The following is a 17,975-nucleotide window of genomic DNA, read 5'->3' on the forward strand; positions in this document are numbered from 1 at the left end:
GATCAACGGCCATGCGCGATACGATCCGCCAATGCGTCGACCGGACCCGCCGCCGCGAGGAAACGCTGCAGGGCGGCACGACTGTCGGTGTCTTCGCGTTCGGCCGAAAGCAGCACGGCAACCGCGGTCTGATCGCCGCCCACCAGCTTTGCCCGAAGCGTTGCGAGTTTGGCGCGGCTGTCGCTGCTCGTCAGCGTATCGCCGATGCGATACCAGGTGACGGTTTCGCGTTCGACAGGCCCCGGCGCGCGCATGCGGATCGCCGCGCCGCCATCGAGCGGCGGCAGCGTCTGAACGCGCAGCCAGCGGTCGTTTTCGCGAATCGCCCCCTGGCCGAAGCTGATCAGCTCCTTGCCCTCATGCTGGCTGCCGTAAACGGCTACGACCAGATCGACGGTGGCGCCGGAGGCATCGCGATAGCGGCCATGGAGATAATGATCGGCGCCCGGATAATTGGCGGACCAGGCGGCGCGTTCCGAAAGCGGCACCCGCTCCCATCCCGGTACGTCGGGCAGCGCCACTGTGGCCGGCAATTCGGTCGCGCGCGCATTGACGACATGGCCGAGCGTGAGGAACAGGCTGGCCACGACCAGCACCAGCAGCCCGGCGACCGGCGCGTCGGCGCGAAAGCGGACCGGCGCCTGAAACCGGGCCGGATCGAACCAGCGCGCATCGGGATCGCGATCGAACCAGCGCCAGCCGATCGCCAGCACGCCGGCCATCACCAGCGCGAAGAAGAACCAGCCATAGACGATATGGTCGAACCCGGTCGCGGCCTCGACCGTCGTCATCCATGCGGCATAGATGGTGCCGAACGCCCGCACCGCATTGGCGAGGATCGGCACGATCAGTGCCATCACCATGAAGGCGGCACGGCGGCGCCACGACACGTAACAGACATTGGCGACCAGCGTGCCGTAAGCGAGCATCGCGATCACGAACTTGGCGCCCGAACATGCCTCCGCCACTTCGAAATAGCCGTTGGGCGTCGTGATCAGCACCCCGTCGCTCGTCGCAGGCACGCCAGCGATATGGAGCAGCGGCATCACCATCTTCGCGGTAAGATCCTGAAGCGGCTCCTGCATCCCTTCGCCAAAGGGCACGAGGAAGAACATATAGGCGATCGGAAAGAGCAGCGCGCGCGACACGTTCGGGCCGAGCACGGTCACCACGCTGCCCTGAAGCATCAGCACCAGCCCCAGATGGCGCATCAGCGCGACCTGTGCCGCTTCGCCGAGCAGCCAGGCAACGCCGCCCGCCCCGGCGAGCGCGAGGCCGGGAAGCCAGCCGGCGGGAACAAGCTGCGCCAGTTCGTTCCTGCGCTGCCACACCAGCCAGCCGATCACCGGCAGGATGAAGAGGCAATGGCCGAACGTGGTATTGGTCCAATAGATCGTCGCAAGGTCGCGCGTGTCGCTCCGGAACAGCAGCAGGAGCAACGCCCAGACGCCGCCGAGCACCAGCGCATGCCGCACCCAGCGGCTGTCGAAACCGGCCTTCGCCTGATCCGCTGCAGGCGCAGACGCCACCGCCGTCATGCCACCGCCGCCGCGCGACCCGGCGTCCGACCGGTCAGCCCGAGGATCGAATCGAGCGGCGCGAGCCGGGCGTCCCAGCTATAGCGTTGCTGCACCCGTTCGCGCGCCGAAGCGCCCAGTGCCGCCGCGCTGCGGGGGTCGGCGAGCAATTCGTTGATCGCCTCGGCCATTTCGCCGACGCTGGTCCCGACGCGGATGGTGCCGCCATGATCGATCCCCTGCGCCGCATCTCCGGTCGCGACGACCGGACGCGCCATCGCCATTGCCTCCAGCACCTTGTTCTGGACGCCGCGCGCGATCTTGAGCGGCGCCACCGCGACCGATGCCGCCGCCAGCCAGCCGCGCACATCGGCGACTTCGCCGGTCACGACGACGCCGGGCTCCTTGCCCAGCGCCTTTACCGCATCGCTGGGGTTGCGGCCGACGATCGCGAAGCGGACATCGGGATGTGCAACGCGGATATGCGGCCACACCGTTTCGACGAACCAGGTAACCCCTTCGATATTGGGGCGATAATCCATCTGGCCGGTAAAGACGATCAGCGGGCCCATCGTATCGATGCGTTTGAACTGCGCCGCCGGATCGTAAAATTGGGTGTCGATGCCGTTTTCGACGACATGAACGCGATCCGCGCCGGTCCGCTCGCGGAACAGGGCGGCTTCGGCTTCGCTGACGAACAGGCTGGCATCGGCGCGCGCCGCCACCTGGCGTTCATGCTGAAGCAGCAGGCGCGATTCACGCCCGAACATCCATCCCTTCAGCCCCTTGGACCCTTCGGCATAGGCAGCGAATTTCGCCGAATCCATGTCGACGAAATCCATCACCACGCGCTGACGCGGGCGCGACGGCAGATATTGCGCCATCTGGCTGGAAAAGACGAAGATCGTATCGATCGCATGCCGGGCGAGGATATTGTCGACCGATTGCTGGAGCGTTTCGTTCTGAAAGGCGGTGATCGACAGCGGGCGATGCGTGAACAGCGCCTGCATCCCCGCCGCGATCTGCGGTTTGGAACGCCAGATGATCGACCGATTGCCGGTATAGGGTGCCAGCCCGCCCTTGCGCTTGAGATCCTGCGAACTGTCGGCAAAGGCGATCAGGTGCACGCGCTTGCGCTGCGAGAGATATTTCAGAATGTTGAAGCCCCGGATCTTGTCCCCCCGATCGGGCGGATAGGGGATCCGATGGGCAAGAAAGAGAATATCGCCCATCAGCCGAGCCCCCGCGAAATCCAGGGGCCAAGGCGATTGGCGACCGCCAGCGGCAGCCGTTGCCAGGCCGCGACCTGAAGCCGGTATTTGGGGCTGAGCGGATTGATTTCGCGCGGCGCCTCTCCGTCGCGGGCGCGCTTGAAATAGGTGAGCGGTTGCGCTTCGAACCCCCAGTTCTTCTTGAACGCGGCGGCGCCGGTCCCGACCTTCGAACGGCCGAAATCGAAGCGCGTGCAACCGCGCGTGCGAGCATGCTGCATCAGCGAGAAATACATCCGATCATTGGCGCGAAGCGCGCGTGCCGCTGCGGTGCCGCCGCCCCAATAGGGATAGACGGTCTGTTTCCAGTAGAGACTCAACACACTCGCCACAGGTACACCACCATGGCTCACTATAAGGATATCCGCCGAATTCCCAAATTCGCGCAGCACTTCGGTAAAGAGGCGCCGGGGGAATACCGGCGTCCCCAGATTGCGAACCGATTCGGCATAGACCTGATAATGCGCTGCAGCGTCACTGGCATGACAGCCCGTCGTGACGACAAGATCATTGGCAAGCGCCTTGCGGATCTCCGCACGCTGCTTGCGCGGCACAGCGAGCAGCTCGGCATCCTCGTCCCCGGCCAGGTCGCGCACGAATCCGCAATAGGTTTCGCTGTCCTGATGCCAGCCGGTCCCCGGATGCGCGCCGCCGCGCAATTCCATCGTCGGACAGCTCAGCCGCCCGGCGAGCTGCCACCCCGCCCGCGCGAGCGGCGCGACGGCGCCGACACCTTCCGACAATATTCCGCCGCCGACACCGAACCCGGCCGATACCAGCGCCCGGCCGAACAGAGGCGAATGGACTTCGCATAACGGCAGCACGCCGACGATCTGTCCCGAGCCGCGCTCGGCGATCAGATAATGGGCCTTCTGCCCGCATCCCCGCGCGACTGCGGCGGTCCATTCGGGCAAGTGAAACGGCGTTGCTTCGGGATGGTCGTGCACGAAGGCGCCGATCCGCGCCCGCTCGGTCGGGTCGGCCAGATCGGCGGCGCGTATCGTGATCGCAGGATGCAGCATCGGCGCGTTCATGCCAGCCCCCTGGCCAGCGCGGCAACGACGCCGTCGGTCCGTCCCCAGCGATGGCGCGCGATCAGCCCGGCGATCTTGCCGCGCATCGCGCCAAGCCGGGCATAATGGCGCAGCTTCGATTTCAGCGGCGCGGCGTGGACGCGCGGCTGATCGGGATCGATTTCCCAGGGATGAAAATAGAAGATCGCCGGATTGCCCGCCGCATTCGCCGCGCGCACGGCGCGATCGGTGATGCCGGCGGGAAGGAGGCGGAAAAAGCCGCCGCCCGCAGTGACTTCGCGGCCCAACAGCGTGGCGATGGTGACCGGCAGTTCGATCAGCGGGGAATCGGGCAGCGGACGCCAGGCGGCGCGCGGGGCGTCCGGCACGCCATAATGATCGTGCCGGATCGGCGCGATGCTGGAGGAATAGCCATAGCCTTCCTCCGCCAGCACCTGATGCGCCCAGGGCGTGCGTGCATCGAAGGAAAAGCTGGGCGCGCGATAGCCGACGACCTTCGTGCCCGAGGCATCCTCCAGCGCGGCGCGCGACCGCGCCAGATCGCTGCGAAACTGTTCCGGCCCCATGGTGAAGACGCGTTGATGGTCCCAGCCATGGCTGGCGATCTCGTGCCCCGCATCGGCAATGCGGCGCAGCAGGGCGGGATGGCGATCGGCCACCCATCCCAGCGTGAAGAACGTCCCCTTGACCCCGCCTTCGTCGAACAGTTCGAGCACGGCATCGGTATTGGCTTCGACCCGATCTTCGAGCGCGGGCCAATCCTCGCGCGCGATCACCGTTTCGAAGGCGCCGACCTGAAACCAGTCCTCGATATCGACCGACAGGGCATTGACGACCATCGGCGCTCCCTTCAGGCCGCCGTACCGCGAAGCGACGAAATATCGGGCCGCCGCGCGTCGCTTTCGACCCAGTCGACGAGCAGGGTCAGCACCCGGCGGAGCACGTCGTCCTGCGACTGAAGCTGGGTTTCGAGCATTTCGATGCGGCGCATCAGCGCCGTGACATCGGGATTGTCGTTGCGCGATTTGGGCGGCGCGGGCGCTTCGGTTGCCGCGGCGCGGATTTCCGCCGGGCCGAGCGTCAGCGGCTCTTCGTCGCGTGCTTTTTCGGGGGACGCTGGCAACGGGGATTGCACCGGCGCCGGCCGTTCGGCTTCGACAACCGGGGATGCCGGTTTCGGGACCGTTCCGGCGAACTCGGCAGTGTCGCCGTCGAGATCGGCGATCACCGATTCGACATCGGCGCCGTGAAAGGTTTCGATCTGCTCGATCGCGCCGAACAGCAGCACCCGCGTCGCCAGCTGGTTGAGCTTGCGCGGGCTGCCACCCGACCAGCGGTGCATCGCCGCGATCGCATCGTTGGTGAAGCGCGGCTTGCCGCGCCAGCCGACCACCGACAGGCGGTGGATCAGATAGGGTTCGACTTCATCGGCTTCCATCGCGCCGAGCTGATGCATCGCGATGACGCGCTGACGCAGTTGTTCGAGGCGGGGATCGTAGAGGAGGTCGCGGAATTCGGGCTGGCCGAGCAGGAAGATCTGCAGCAGCGGATAGCCGCCGGCCTGGAAATTGGAGAGCATGCGCAGCTCTTCCAGGCTTTCGATCGGCAGCGCCTGTGCCTCATCGACGATCAGCAGCGTGCGCTTGCCGGTGCGGGCGACGTTGTGCAGCCCCTTTTCGATCGCCGACAGCATCGCCGCCTTGGGCTGCCCGGTCGCATCGATGCCCAGCCCTGCCGCGACGGTGCGCAACAGATCCTCGGCGGGAAGCTGAGTCGAGACGATCTTGATGATGTTGAGCCGTTCGGGATCGATTTCGCCGAGCAGATGCCCCATCAGCGTCGTCTTGCCGACGCCGGGCGCACCGGTGATGACGACGAACCCCTCGCCCTGACTGAGGCCATAGCCGAGATAGGCCATCGCCTTGCGGTGCGTGGCGGTATCGAACCAGAATTTGGGATCGGGCGTCAGCTGGAACGGCCGTCCGCTCAATCCATAGTGATCGTCGTACATCATCGTCTCCCCGGGCGGGTTTCCCGGCTAGAATCCATAGCTGAGGCCAAACAGGCCCTGTGCCACGAAACTGTCGTCATAAGGGTCCGGTCGTCCAAAACCGTACAGGCCGACGGCCGCAGTCGCGCTCAACCGGCCGAAGCTGTGCGAATAGGACGTGTTGGCGCCCCAGCCGAAGATATTGTCCGAACCCGGAATCTCGCTGTTGTAATAGTTGACATAGACATTGCCGCTCAACTGGCCGCGCGGTCCGATGCTGCTCGATCCGAACAGCTGGGCATAGAAGCTTTCGTCGGTCAGGCCGTTGACGCTGAAGCCGCTGCCGGTTTCGGGCGCAATGAATTTGCGGCTGGCATAGCCTGCGCCGATTCCCCATCGCGTACCCGCACCGTTGAACGCAACCACCGCGTCGACGCCGCGCGCGCGATAATTGGAGGTCGCGACCGACTGGAACACGCCGTTCAGACAGCCGCCGCCGGTTCCGCCATTGCCGGTGACGCACCCGGTATAGGTGCTGCCGAACGGATCGCTGATCGTGCTGTAATCGGTCGAAAGCGCGGCCAGACCGCCGGTCAGCTGACGCCCGAAGCTCTGAACGCTGTCATAAACGCCGACCTGCAGCGCGCTGCCGCGGCCGAACTGGTAGCTGAACGATCCGGTATAGGTCCAATCGTCATAGCGGCGCCCGACGCGCGCTTCGACCATCGTCCGGCGGCTGGGGCGATACACCACGCCCGCGTCCCAGAAGAGACCGTCCATGTCATAGGCCAGCCTGCGCGGCGATGCCGGATCGGAGACATAATGGCCCGACCCGTCGGTGACCGGATCGCCCGATCCGTCGAGCAGCGCGTCGCGCTGGCTGATCTGAATGCTTTCATAGCCGACGCCGCCGACCACGGCGACGCTGCGCGCGACCGGGATTACGACGTCACCACGGCCATATTTGCCTTCATAGCGCTGGTCGAGCTGGCCGGCATCCTCGCGCTCCCACGCGCCGCTGACAGTGACGCCGACGGGCAATACGGTGCCGGATGCGAAGCCGACGCTGGCGGTCGCCGTTTGCGAAGTCGAATCGTCATAGACGTCGAGCTGCGGCGCGCTGGGGTCGACACCGGTCGAACCGGGCGCCTCTGCACGGACATAGCCGAACCGATAGCCCGCATTGACGTTGAGCGCGCCGAGATGCGTCGAAAGGCTGGGGCCGGCATAGGCCGAATAGATCTGGCTGACATTGCTGACATTCGGATCGTTGGTGTTGAGCGCAGCATCGCCGCGCACGTCCGAGCGGGCGCGCGTGGCGATCCCGCCCGCTTCGATCGTGAAGCCCGGCGCAACCGCGACCGCAGCGCGCGCGAGACCCGAATGGACATCGCCACCGGCGGTGTTGCTGTCATACGAAAACTGGTGGGTATAGGTATAGCTGAGCTGCACCTGTACGCGCCGCGTCTGCACCGATGCGTCGACGCCGGCACCGACGCTGGTATAGGTCAGCACGTCGCCGCTCTGAAGATCGGCGCTGAGCACCTGTCCTGCTTCGATATGCGGCCTGATCTGAACATGACGGCCGCCGCTCGATTGCGCATAGGCTGGGCTTGCCGCCAGCACCAGCGCGCCGATCGCGGCGCTTCCGAGCCATTCGATACGCACGCGCCGCATGCGGCTGCCATAAGCTGTTCCGGCGGTCATGCGCCCGCATCCTCATAATAATTGCCGAAGCGATATCCGCCCGGCTGAAACGAAACGCCGTTGAGAACGAGCTGCACATGCTCGCACGCATCGACCATCGCGACGGCTTCGCGCAGGTCGGTTTCGGTGGTCTGATCGGCACGCACCACCAGCATCACCTGGCCGACATGGAGCGCGAGCACCGAAGCGGGCGATGCCGCCAGCACCGGCGGCGTATCGAAAATGACGTATCGGCGCGGATTGGCCCGGGCGAGCCCGGCGAGAACCGCATGCGCGTGATCGCTGGCCAGCAATTCGGTGTCGCTTGCCGATTTGGTGCCGGCGGGAAGCAGAGTCAGCTGGGGAATATCGGTTTCGACAACGCAATCCTCGACATCGTTGACCGAACCCGAAAGCACGTCGAGCAGGCCCGGCCCCTGATCGACGCCCAGCCGCCGGAGCACATCGGGCTTGGCGAAATCGGCATCGACCAGCAGGATCTCGACATCCTTTTCCGCCGCCAGCGACAGCGCGAGGTTGATCGCACAGAAAGTCTTGCCCTCATTCGGGCGCGCCGAACCGACCAGCACCATGCGGGCGCTGTCGGCATCCGCTCCCGCGACGGCGCGGGCGGTCAGCAGCAGCTGACGCTTCACCAGGCGGAATTGTTCGGCGAGCGACGTGATCGTGCTGCCCGGGACGATCAGCCCCTGTTCGGCCAGACGCTCCCGGTCGATCGCCACGCGGCGGCGACCCGAACGCATCGTCGGTTCGGAAAGTGCGGCAGGCACCGGCGTCGCCACCGGCGCCGTCGGCTCGGGTGCGGGCGGCACGGGTGCAGGCGGCGCTTGCGGGACGGGCATTGCCGCATCGACATCGCTGCCCCGGCGCAGGATCGGGCCGACGGGCTCCTGCGGCATATCGAACACAGGCTGCGGTGCCGGCGCCGGAGCCGGTTCAGGCTGGACCTGGGGCTGCGGCGCCGGTGGAACCGGCGCTTCCCGCTGAGCGGGCTGGGCCGGCGCCGTATCGGCGTAGCGATAGAATTCGGCGGCGCGCTCGAGCAGCGTTCCCTTGAACCGACGGGGAGTGGAATCGTTCATGCCTGCCCCCTCACGCCGCCATGCCGCGTTGAATGAATTCGACCCCGACAAGGCCGACGAACGCCACCATCAGCGCCAGCGTGCCGCCGGCGAACAGCATCAGCCGACGACGACGCAGCGCCCGTTCCGCGTCGGTGACGATTTCGCCGATCGAACCGATCACCGGCATGCCGCTGGCGCGTTCGAGCTTGCGGGCGTCGATAAAGGTGGTCTGCAACCGCGACAGGCCGAACGCGACGCCAAGCCCGCCGAACAGGCCGACGACGAGGACGCCGGCAAGCAGCATGGGGCGATTGGGCGATGTCGGCGTGCGCGGCGCGGTGGGCGGATCGATCACGCTGAATTTCACGGCACCGGTCTGAGTCTGGGCCTGCGCCTGGAGGCTGACCTGTTCGCGCTGGGCGAGCAACTGGTCATATTGATCCTTGAGCACGCTGTAATCGCGTTCGATCTGCGCCTGTTCGGCGGCGACGCCGGGTGCGTCGCTGAGCTTGCCCTGAAGCTGGGCCAGGTCGCCCTGAATCTGTTGCTTGCGCTGGTTCAGCGCCGCGACCTGCGCCGCCTTGTCGGCCTGCATCGACCGCAGCGACAGATAGAGCGGGTTGGTGGTGCCCCCCGAAACCGCACCGGCGGGTTCGTTGCGTGCGGCAGCGCGCGCCGCAGCAAGCTGGCTGAGCAGCGCCTTCACATCGGGGTGATTGTCGGTCCAGCCGCGCGCGCGCGCTTCGGCCAATTGTCCCTGAATGGCCGCAACCCGCGCACGCGCCGGGCCGACCGCCGCACCACCGCCGCTGGCGACGGTTGCGGGCGTTCCGGCCATCTGGGCATTGACGGCGTTGAGGCTGCTCTGCGCGGCGGCAAGGTCGCTTTCGACCTGGGCGAGCTGGGTGCGCGCTGCCGAAATCCGGTCGCTCAGCGATCCGGTGCCGGGCAGCGAGGAGAGATATTGCGACTGGAATTCCGCGCGCTTCGATTCGGCTTCCTGAAGCTGGCGCTGGCGCTGGGCCAGCTGTTCATCGAGGAACGCCAGCTGTTGCGTCGATTCATTGCGCTCGTTCGACAGATTGTCGTCGACGAAGATATCGATCAGCTTCTGCACCACTGCCTGGGCGATCTTCGGATCGCTCGACGTCGCGGTGATTTCGAACAGATTGTCCTGCTGCGCGACGACCTTGATCGCCGATTGCAGCCCGGCGATGCGATCGGCAACGTCCTGATCGGTCGATACGGTGCGCGACAGCGCCGTGCCGCGAACGACCTTTTCCAGATTGACCGCAGAGGTCAGCGTCTGGCGCACGCGATCGACGTCGCGCTGCTGCTGGACCTGATTGGTGTTCGACTGGTTGGGCAGCATCTGGCGCAGCTGCACGAAGATGCGCGCGCTGGACTGATAGCTGTTCGGGATTTGCGATACGACGAACCAGCCCGCAAGGCACAGGGCCCAGGCCACCGCCAGCGCGATCCACCGGCGCCTCCATACCGCGTGCAGCGCGGCGCGTATCTCGTCGTACAGACTGCCCATGCCCGCTACGCTCTCCGTTAAAACATGCTTTCCGGGATGATGATCACATCACCCGGTTCCAGGCGGACATTCGCGCTGGTGTCGCCATTCTTCATCAGGTCCGACAGGCGCAGCCCATATTCGCGCTGACGGCCGCTCGCCCGGTCGAACCGGACCAGACGCGCGCGATTGCCCGATGCGAATTCGGAAAGGCCGCCGACCGCGATCAGCGCGTCGAGGATCGTCATGTTCGCGCGATAGGGAATCGACGCGGGCTTTTCGGTAGCGCCGACGATGCGGATCTGCTGGCTCGACGTGCCCGAGAAATTCTGGACGATCACCGACACGATCGGGTCGTTGATATATTCGCTGAGCGCGATCTTGATATCGTCGGCGAGCATCGCGGGCGTTTTTCCGACCGCGGGCATGTCGCTGATCAGCGGCGTCGTGATGCGCCCGTCGGGACGCACCTGAACCTGTGCCGAAAGCTCCGGATTGCGCCATACAAAGACCTGAAGCTGGTCGAGCGGGCCGATGATATACTCCTCGCCCGGCGCATCGGAACCGGCGACGAAACCGGCCGGTGGCAACTCGGGTCGTCCGCCCCCGCCCATGCATCCGGCAAGCAGCATTGCCGCGACAATCGGCAGCAGCAACACCCGGCCTGTCTTCACGAAACGCATTCCCGAACCTCCTTCCCTGTGCGGGAACCGGCCGACGACGTCTCGACGGCATTCCACACAGGATGAGCTTCGCTATGCGCGGGAACGGGTTAAATTAGCGTTAGGAGTTTTTCGCATTTGCGAGGATTTCTCGCGCTGCGGGGTGCCCGAGAAAGCCCGACGGGCTCGCCGAGGCACCATAGGCACCGGCACAGAAGATCGCGATCAGATCGCCGACTTCCGCCTTGGGCAGCACCACCCGGTCGCCGAGCCGATCGAGCGGCGTGCAGAGTGGCCCGACCACCGAAGTTTCCACGTCGGCCAGATGGTCCAGCCTGTCGGCCACGGCGATCGGATAGTTGCGGCGCACCACCGTGCCGAAATTGCCGCTGGCGGCGAGCTGATGGTTGAGCCCGCCATCGACGACCCAGAAGGATTCCTCGCCGCTGGTTTTGATATCGACGATCCGGGTCAGATAGACGCCGGCTTCCCCGACGATCCACCGCCCCAGCTCGATCGCGAACCGCGATCCCGACAGATTTACGGGCATATCCGCGAGCTTTTCGGCCAAAGCTGTGCCGATAGCGGCGATATCGACCGGTGTGTCGCCGTGAAAATAGGGAATGCCGAACCCGCCGCCCAGATTGACCAGCGGCGGAACCGCGCCCGCTTCGCCGGCAAGCCGCGCCGCCAGGTCCACTGTCGCCGCCTGGGTTTCGATGATCGCCGCCGTGTCGAGCGACTGCGACCCGGCGAAGATATGGAAGCCGCGCCATTGCGCGCCTGCATCGGTGAGCTTGCGGACAAGGCCGGGCACGCTGGCGACATCGATCCCGAACGGAGAGGCCCGCCCGCCCATTTTCATGCCCGAACCGCGCAGTTCGAAATCGGGATTGACGCGAATGGCGATTTGCGGCGCCAGGCCGAGCCGCTTGCCGATCCGCAAGGCGCGATCGACCTCGCCCACAGATTCGGCATTGAGCGTCACGCCCGCGCGGATCGCGGCTTCGAGTTCGTTGTCGCGTTTGCCGGGGCCGGCAAAGCTGATGTGTTGTGCCGGTTTTACTGCCAGCGCCTTGACCATCTCCCCCGCCGAAGCGACGTCTAGCCCGCCGACCAGTGGCGCGACCTGCGCGAGCAGCGGCTCCCAGGGATTGGCTTTCACGGCGTAATGGATGTCGACGATATCCGGCAGCGCGGCGCGCAATCGGGCGAGGCGATCACCGATCGACCCGACGTCATAGACGAAGAGTGGGGTGTCGCCTGCAGCTTCGACCCATTGTTCGGCGGTCCTGCCGCCGATGGTCAGCTGTTCCTGCTCCGCAAATTGCGGGGGAATGGGCCCGGTAGGTTTGCTCATCGGTTTCCCCCGCACGTTGCGCCTGAAGAAGAACGGCGCTTCGACAGGCTCAGCGCAAACGGCTGTGGAGATAGTTTTTCCGGCGCCACACACCCTCCCGTCAGGGCTGAGCCTGTCGAAGCCCTGCTCTTCGCTGAAGCCCCACTCATGCCTGCGCCTCCGCCGGGTTGGTTTCGATCAGCGATAGCCGAAGCGCGGTGCGATCGAGCTTGCCGTTGGGATTGCGCGGCAATTGCGCCTGCCAGCGATAGCGTTGTGGTTGCTGGAAACTCGGCAATTCGCGGCGCAGCCGTTCGCGCACCGATGCTTCTGCGTCGTCGGGATCGCCCTTGGCGCGGGCAATGACGACGATCGCCTGTCCCAGCCGCGGATCGGGCACGCCGAACACCGCGCATTCGGCAACTTCGCCGCCGGCGAGCACCGCATCCTCGATTTCGGTCGGGCTGATCCGGTTGCCCGCCGATTTGATCATTTCATCGTCGCGCCCGACAAAACGGAGCAAGCCGTCGCTGCCCACCATCGCGGTGTCGCCCGACCAGACCGCCATGCCGCCATATTCGGAGAAAGCAGGCGCCGGTTTGAAACGCTGTGCAGTGCGTTCGGCGTCCTGCCAATAGCCCTGAGCGACCAGCGGCCCGGCATGGACCAGCTCGCCCGGCTCATCGGGACCCGCGCGGGTGCCGTCGGGGCGGACGATCATCACTTCGGCAAAGGGCACCGCGCTGCCAACCGAATCGGGATGTTCGTCGATCAGCGACGGATCGAGATAGGCCGAACGAAATGCTTCGGTCAGACCATACATGGCGTAGAGATCGGCTTGCGGGAACAGCCCTCGCAACCCGCGTACCAAGCGCGGTGTCAGCGCACCGCCGGTATTGGTAAGCCGCTTCAACCGCGCGGCGGTTTCGGGCGGCCAATCGGCCTCCAGCAACTGGACCCAGAGCGGCGGGACGCCCGGCAGGCTGTTCGCTTCGAACCGCTCCACTGCCTTCACCACGTCGCGCGGGGTCAGGTAATCGAGCGGGACCACGCTCGCGCCAGCAAACCAGCTCGAAAGCAGCTGGTTCTGGCCATAATCGAAACTGAGCGGCATCACCGCAAGGATGCGATCGCGCGGCACGACGTTCAGATAGGTCGCGACGCTGACCGCGCCGAGCCAGAGATTGGCGTGGCTGAGCATCACGCCCTTGGGACGCCCGGTCGATCCCGAAGTGTAGAGAATCGCGACGAGTTTCGACGTGTCGCGATCGGCTGGCGATGGCGGCAGCGTTTCCCCGGTCAGCGGCACATCGTTTTCCAGCACGGCGATACAGCCATCGGGCCGATCGCCATCCTCCAGCGTGCCGAGCCGCCCTGCCCCGCCGATGATCATCCGCGCGCCGCTGTCGCGCAGGATATGGCCGACCTGTGCGTGCTTGAGCAACGGATTGACGGGGACATGGATCAGCTGCGCCCGCGCGGCGGCCAGGGGCATGACACAGGCGAGCCGCGTCTTGGCGAGCCAGCTGGCGACGCGATCGCCCGGTTCCAGCCCCTGCGCGCGCAGCCATGCGGCAACCGCACCAACCGCATGTTCAAGCCCGGCAAAGTCGAGCACACCGCCCTTGTCGACCAGAGCCGGCGCATCGGGAGCGCCACGCAGAGTCAGCCGGTCGAGCGGTTCGGTTTGCGGGCTTAAGCCTTTCGTCATTACGTTCGCCTAGTTCCCTTTGGTGAAGAGCGCGGTTACCGGAATAAACCGATGAGTGTTGACGTAAAGTTGTTCGACGATCTGGAAGCTGTCGCGGCCGATGCCGGCGACGCGCTCGATCGTGCGCATCAGCCGCGTGTCTATGACCGGATCGAATGGTTTGCGCGTACCGCGGCGCGCTGCCCGGTGCCGGGCAGGCCGCTGGTCGCCCGCGCGCGTGCCGGGGATACCGCGCTGTGGCTGTTTCTCGCCAGAAAAGGCAGCAAGGCACAGGCGCTGGCCAGCTGGTACACGCTCGATTTTCAGCCGGTCAGACAGGGCGAAGGCATGTTGCTGCTCGCGCCATTGGCGGCGCAGCTGAAAAAACTGTCGCATATCAGCATGTCTCCGGTCGCTGACCCCGACCCCATTCGCGCGGCGTTTCGCAGGGCCGGCTGGATAACCGCCGTCAGTCCCGCCACAGTGACCTGGGAAGTGCGGCCGCCCGCCGATTTCGATACCTATTGGGCTTCGCGCCCCGGCCAGTTGCGCAGCACCGCCAAACGCAAGGGCAGGAAGGCGGGGCTCGACATCACGATCCACCGCCAGTTCGATGCCGCCGCCTGGGACGCCTATCGCGCGATTTACGAAGCAAGCTGGAAGCCCGACGAAGGCAGCTGGGATTTCATGCGCGACTTTGCGGAGACCGAAGGTGCCGCAGGCGCTTTGCGGCTGGGCATTGCCAGCAAGGACGGCGTGCCGATCGCCGCACAGCTGTGGCATGTCGAAAATGGTCGCGCGACGATCCACAAGCTCGCCTATCGCGAGGATGCCAAAGACCTCTCCCCCGGCACGATATTGAGCGAGGCGATGTTCCGGCACGTGATCGAGCAGGACCGCCCGCAGGTGATCGATTACGGCACCGGCAACGAACCCTATAAGGCCGAGTGGATGGATGGCGCGCGCAAGATGTGGCGCATCGATTGCTGGAATCCCCGGCATCCCGCGTCATGGCCGGGTCTTCTGCGCCATCTGCTCGGACTTGTCCGCAGAAGGCTTAGCCTTTAGGTGGCCTCGGCAAATATCCAATCGGGTCTGATGACAATGCTCCCTGAAGGTTACGAAACCGTCCAGAAGACCGTTCGCGCGGTGCTGCGCGACACGCTGGGACTCAGCGAGGAACGCGCGGCGGCGTTCGACAGCGATACGCCGCTGTTCGGCGCGCTGCCCGAGCTGGATTCGATGGCCGTGGCCGGGGTGCTGACCGAACTGGAAGACCGGCTGGGCATCATCATCGAGGATGATGAAGTCGATGGCGAGATGCTCGAAACCTTTGGCGCGCTGACCCGATATGCCGCGGACAAGGCGCTTACATGATCTCCCAGTATGACTGGGAAGGCGGGCGCGAGGCGATGTTGCGCTTTGGCCCCGATACCGGCCCGGTCATAGTCGCGGCATTGCCGCTGTTCGAGGAAGCCAACCGCACCCGGGCGTTCGTCGTGTCGATCCTGCGCGCGCTGGCGCAGCGCGGCGTGGCGGGCGCCCTGCCCGATATGCCCGGACAGGGGGAGAGTTGCTACCCGCTCGAAGATGCAACGATCCTGAAAATGCAATCCGCCTATGAAGCCGCCGTCGAGAGTTTCGACCGTGATGGCCGCAATTGCTATGGCATGGCGATCCGTAGCGGGGCGCTGCTCGATCATCTCGGCATGATCTATGGGCGCTGGCATCTCTCGCCACAGGGTGGCGCGCAATTGCTGCGCGAACTGACACGGATGAAACAGGCCGAAGTCGGACGCGATCAGAAGCTGGGTGCCCATTGGTACATGGACGCGGACGTCCCGACTGTAGCCGTGGCCGGAAACAGCCTGAGCACAGCGTTGCTGACCGACCTGTCGCTCAAGGAACCGTGGCAACGCGAAGACGCCCCGGACATTCCCCATCGTATCGTCCGCATGGAAAGCGATGCGCAGCCAGCCGATCTGAAGGTCGCCGGCGCGCCGCTCTGGCGCCGGGCAGAGCCGGATAACGACCCGGCATTGGCGGACCTGCTCGCCGACGACATCGCAGAATGGGTGCGCGCATGCGAAAGCTGATCGCCTTTTCCTGCGCGGACGAAACGCTGTTCGGCACGCTCGACGAAGCGCCGGGAACGACCGGGCTGCTGATCGTATCGGGCGGCAATGAAATCCGCATCGGCGCGCATCGCGGTCAGGCGTTGCTGGCGCAGCAGGTGGCAGGCGAGCTTGGCGTTCCCGTATTCCGCTATGACCGGCGCGGGATCGGCGATTCAACCGGCGAAAATGGTGGGTTCGAGACGACGCGCGACGACATGGCGGCCGCCGTCGCGGCGTTTCGCGAACATGCACCGCATGTCGAGCGGCTGGTGGCGTTCGGCAATTGCGATGCGGCGACGTCGCTTGCCTTTTTCCACGAACATGCCGGGTGCGACGCGCTGTTGCTCGCCAATCCCTGGGTGATCGAGGAGGAAAGCGACACGCCGCCCGCCGCCGCGATCAAGGCACGCTATGCCGAGAAGCTCAAGGACCCGAAGGAATGGCTGCGGCTGATGCGCGGCGGCGTGAATATCGCCAAGCTGGCAAAGGGGCTCGCCAAATTGGCGGCGAAACCCGCACCCGCCGCACCCGAGGGACTGGCGGCGCGCATGGCATCCTGCCTCGATGCCAGCCCGGTGCCGGTGACCATTTTGCTGGCAAAGGGTGACAATACCGCCATTGCCTTTGCCGATGCGTGGAAGGGCGAACGTTTCGCCCGCATCCGCACGCGCGTTGCGTTCAACGAGCTGGATTCGGACAGCCACAGCTTCGCGCGCGCGGGTGACAAGGCGTGGCTGTTCGAACGGGTGCGAGAGGCTGTCGGCTAGACATGCTCAAACGCTGGAGAAATCGCATTCCCGTTTGTCCTGAGTAGCCATTGAGTAAAGTCGAAATGGCGTATCGAAGGACCGTTGGCACCAACAGACCGGACCTTCGATACGCCGCTTCGACAGGCTCAGCGGCTACTCAGGACGAACGGATCGATCCAAGCGGGCGGATTCCCCCTCCCCTTTCGGGGGAGGAATTTTTACTCCGCCGCTTCGGTGATCGCTTCGAAATCGGCTTCGGCGAGGAAACGTTCGGCATCGAGCGCGGCCATGCAGCCGGTGCCTGCCGCCGTCACTGCCTGACGATAATGTTTGTCCATCACGTCGCCGCACGCGAACACGCCGGGGATGTTGGTCTTCGACGTGCCCGGCGTCACTTCGATATAGCCGTCCTTGTCGAGTTCGAGCCCGGTGCCCTTGAACACTTCGGTCGCGGGCGAATGGCCGATGGCGACAAAGCCGCCTTCGACATCGATGCTCGAAATTTCGCCGGTTTCGGTGTCGCGCAGTTTGAGCGCGGTCAGCCCCGCCGGATCGCCTTCACCGACAAATTCCTCGACCGTCTTGTTCCACAACACAGTGATCTTTTCATTGGCGAACAGCCGTTCCTGCAGGATCTTTTCCGCGCGCAGGCTGTCGCGGCGGTGGATCAGCGTCACGTCATGGCTGTGGTTGGTGAGGTAGAGCGCTTCCTCGACGGCGGTGTTGCCGCCGCCGATCACCGCAACCTTCTTGCCGCGATAGAAAAAGCCGTCACAGGTGGCACAGGCCGACACGCCCTTGCCCTTATAGGCGTCTTCGCTTTCCATGCCGAGCCAGCGTGCCTGTGCGCCGGTGGCGATCACCAGCACATCGCCCGAATAGACCGTGCCGCCATCGCCGATCAGGCGGAACGGGCGCTGCGACAAGTCGACCTCGACAATCGTATCCCACATCATCTGCGCGCCGACATGTTCGGCCTGTGCCTGCATTTCCTCCATCAGCCACGGGCCCTGGATGACGTCGCGGAAGCCGGGATAGTTTTCGACATCAGTGGTGGTGGTCAGCTGACCACCCGGCTGGAGACCCTGCACGACGATCGGCGCCATGCCCGCACGCGCGCCGTAAATGGCGGCGGAGAGCCCGGCGGGGCCGGAACCGAGGATCAACATGCGGGTCGAGTGGGTGGCGGTCATGGGTGTTCCTGTGTCGATGTGCGGGCGCTGGCCCTGAAATCCGTTGGTGCTGAGCCTGTCGAAACACCGTTTTGCCCTTTTCCGAAATCGGAAGCAGCAGGACCGCCCTTCGACAGGCTCAGG

General features: G+C 65.3%; 16 protein-coding genes. 4 read left to right on the forward strand and 12 right to left on the reverse strand.

What is annotated here, in order from left to right; genetic code table 11:
* Positions 1-2: 2 nt before the first annotated feature.
* The 11 genes from xrtA to DKB74_RS05940 all read right to left on the reverse strand — a co-directional run bounded on the left by xrtA (position 3) and on the right by DKB74_RS05940 (position 13,814).
* A complete protein-coding gene (gene xrtA, locus DKB74_RS05890; RefSeq protein WP_109807224.1) occupies positions 3-1,538 on the reverse strand; it encodes an exosortase A in 1,536 nt (511 codons plus the stop codon).
* A complete protein-coding gene (locus DKB74_RS05895; RefSeq protein WP_109807225.1) occupies positions 1,535-2,749 on the reverse strand; it encodes a TIGR03087 family PEP-CTERM/XrtA system glycosyltransferase in 1,215 nt (404 codons plus the stop codon). Before DKB74_RS05895 ends, xrtA begins: the two co-directional genes overlap by 4 nt.
* Positions 2,749-3,822 (reverse strand): FemAB family XrtA/PEP-CTERM system-associated protein, encoded by a 1,074-nt coding sequence (locus DKB74_RS05900; RefSeq protein ID WP_109807226.1) that lies wholly within the window; start codon positions 3,820-3,822, stop codon positions 2,749-2,751. Before DKB74_RS05900 ends, DKB74_RS05895 begins: the two co-directional genes overlap by 1 nt.
* Positions 3,819-4,661, reverse strand: a complete 843-nt coding sequence (locus DKB74_RS05905; protein ID WP_193504393.1) for an XrtA system polysaccharide deacetylase — start codon at positions 4,659-4,661, stop codon at positions 3,819-3,821. Before DKB74_RS05905 ends, DKB74_RS05900 begins: the two co-directional genes overlap by 4 nt.
* 11 nt (positions 4,662-4,672) lie before the next feature.
* A complete protein-coding gene (locus tag DKB74_RS05910) occupies positions 4,673-5,833 on the reverse strand; it encodes an ExeA family protein (RefSeq protein ID WP_109807659.1) in 1,161 nt (386 codons plus the stop codon).
* A gap of 27 nt (positions 5,834-5,860) precedes the next feature.
* Positions 5,861-7,519 carry a TonB-dependent receptor gene (locus DKB74_RS05915; RefSeq protein ID WP_109807228.1) on the reverse strand — a complete coding sequence of 553 codons (1,659 nt, stop codon included), beginning with the start codon at positions 7,517-7,519 and terminating at the stop codon, positions 5,861-5,863.
* On the reverse strand, positions 7,516-8,601 hold the full coding sequence (locus DKB74_RS05920; RefSeq protein WP_109807229.1) for an AAA family ATPase: 1,086 nt from the start codon (positions 8,599-8,601) through the stop codon (positions 7,516-7,518). Before DKB74_RS05920 ends, DKB74_RS05915 begins: the two co-directional genes overlap by 4 nt.
* A gap of 10 nt (positions 8,602-8,611) precedes the next feature.
* On the reverse strand, positions 8,612-10,123 hold the full coding sequence (locus tag DKB74_RS05925) for an XrtA system polysaccharide chain length determinant (RefSeq protein WP_109807230.1): 1,512 nt from the start codon (positions 10,121-10,123) through the stop codon (positions 8,612-8,614).
* 17 nt (positions 10,124-10,140) lie between these two features.
* Complete coding sequence (locus DKB74_RS05930; RefSeq protein ID WP_109807231.1) at positions 10,141-10,785, reverse strand: XrtA/PEP-CTERM system exopolysaccharide export protein; 645 nt, start codon at positions 10,783-10,785, stop codon at positions 10,141-10,143.
* Positions 10,786-10,885: 100 nt separating this feature from the next.
* A complete protein-coding gene (locus tag DKB74_RS05935; protein WP_109807232.1) occupies positions 10,886-12,124 on the reverse strand; it encodes a pyridoxal-dependent decarboxylase, exosortase A system-associated in 1,239 nt (412 codons plus the stop codon).
* 145 nt (positions 12,125-12,269) lie between these two features.
* Positions 12,270-13,814: an acyl-CoA ligase (AMP-forming), exosortase A system-associated gene (locus DKB74_RS05940; protein WP_109807233.1), complete on the reverse strand. Its 1,545-nt coding sequence runs from the start codon at positions 13,812-13,814 to the stop codon at positions 12,270-12,272.
* A 51-nt stretch (positions 13,815-13,865) separates the two neighbouring features.
* On the opposite strand from DKB74_RS05940, the gene DKB74_RS05945 reads away from it, so the two are divergent.
* Genes DKB74_RS05945 through DKB74_RS05960 form a run of 4 tightly spaced genes read left to right on the forward strand, consistent with a single transcriptional unit; the run spans position 13,866 to position 16,677 of the window.
* Positions 13,866-14,861, forward strand: a complete 996-nt coding sequence (locus tag DKB74_RS05945) for a GNAT family N-acetyltransferase (RefSeq protein WP_109807234.1) — start codon at positions 13,866-13,868, stop codon at positions 14,859-14,861.
* Between the two features lie 36 nt (positions 14,862-14,897).
* Positions 14,898-15,170 (forward strand): acyl carrier protein, encoded by a 273-nt coding sequence (locus DKB74_RS05950; RefSeq protein ID WP_109807660.1) that lies wholly within the window; start codon positions 14,898-14,900, stop codon positions 15,168-15,170.
* Positions 15,167-15,889, forward strand: a complete 723-nt coding sequence (locus DKB74_RS05955) for a hypothetical protein (protein WP_109807235.1) — start codon at positions 15,167-15,169, stop codon at positions 15,887-15,889. The genes DKB74_RS05950 and DKB74_RS05955 overlap by 4 nt, the downstream gene beginning before the upstream one ends.
* On the forward strand, positions 15,877-16,677 hold the full coding sequence (locus tag DKB74_RS05960) for a hydrolase 1, exosortase A system-associated (RefSeq protein ID WP_109807661.1): 801 nt from the start codon (positions 15,877-15,879) through the stop codon (positions 16,675-16,677). Before DKB74_RS05955 ends, DKB74_RS05960 begins: the two co-directional genes overlap by 13 nt.
* Before the next feature lie 200 nt (positions 16,678-16,877).
* Here DKB74_RS05960 and trxB read toward each other — a convergent pair whose 3' ends face one another.
* Positions 16,878-17,852, reverse strand: coding sequence for a thioredoxin-disulfide reductase (gene trxB, locus DKB74_RS05965; protein ID WP_109807236.1), 975 nt, complete (start codon positions 17,850-17,852; stop codon positions 16,878-16,880).
* Positions 17,853-17,975: the final 123 nt, after the last annotated feature.

Origin of the sequence: Stakelama portus, from assembly GCF_003171655.1 — a bacterium.
Classification (GTDB): Bacteria; Pseudomonadota; Alphaproteobacteria; order Sphingomonadales; family Sphingomonadaceae; genus Sphingomonas; species Sphingomonas portus.